Annotated in this window: 1 protein-coding gene; it reads right to left on the reverse strand. The window is 69.6% G+C overall.

From position 1 onward, the window contains the following. On the reverse strand, nt 1–1,008 hold a 1,008-nt coding region (locus tag A5781_RS15600), incomplete at both ends, for a phosphopantetheine-binding protein (RefSeq protein WP_156624689.1).

Raw genomic sequence — 1,008 nt, forward strand, 5'->3', positions numbered from 1 at the left:
TGATCTCCGCGATCAACAGCAACCTGAACGTCGGCCTCCCGGTGCGCGTCGTGTTCGAGGCGCCGACCGTCGCCCAGTGCCGCACCCAGCGCGCCGGCGTCCAGCGGCCCGCTCAGCCGCAGCGCCGCCGCCATGTTGTAAACCGGTGACGGGCCTTGCAATTGGTCGAGGAACCACAAGCGGTTCTGCGCGAAAGACAACGGCACCACGGCGGGCCGCTCGGCGGCCACCAACGGCTCCAGCCCGCCCGTGCCCTCACCGATCCGCAGCGCCAGCTGGGCGACGGTCGGCGCCTCGAACACGACGCGCACCGGGAGGCCGACGTTCAGGTTGCTGTTGATCGCGGAGATCAGGCCCATCGCCGAGATGCTGTCGCCGCCGAGTTCGAAGAAGGAGTCGTCGATGCCGACGCGGTCGACGCCGAGGACCTCGGCGTAGATGGTGGCCAGGATTTCTTCGACTGCGTCGTGCGGGGCGCGGTAGGCACCGGCCTGGTATTCCGGTGCCGGTAGCGCGCGGGTGTCCAGCTTGCCGTTCGCGGTCAACGGCAACCCGTCTAGGCCCACGATGGCCGCGGGCACCATGAACGCCGGCAACCGCTCCGACAGCCGCGCCCGCAGCTCGGCCGCATCGGCCGTCCCGGTGATGTAACCCACCAGCCGCTTATCCCCGGGACGGTCCTCACGGGCGATCACCACCGCCTGCCCCACCCCATCCAAAGCCCCTAGTGCGGCTTGGATTTCACCCAGCTCGATGCGATACCCGCGGATCTTGACCTGCTCATCGGCGCGGCCCAAGTACTGCAGCTGCCCATCAGCACCCCAACACGCCAGATCCCCGGTCCGATACATCCGCTGCCCGGACCCGCCGAACGGACACGCCACAAACCGCGCCCCGGTCAGCCCGGCACGCCCGAGATATCCCACGCCCACCCCGGCCCCGGCCACATACAACTCCCCGACCACCCCGGCCGGCACCGGCCGCAACCACCCATCGACTTCGTGCCAC

This window comes from Mycobacterium sp. 852002-30065_SCH5024008 (assembly GCF_001665645.1).
Lineage (GTDB): Bacteria > Actinomycetota > Actinomycetes > Mycobacteriales > Mycobacteriaceae > Mycobacterium > Mycobacterium paraffinicum.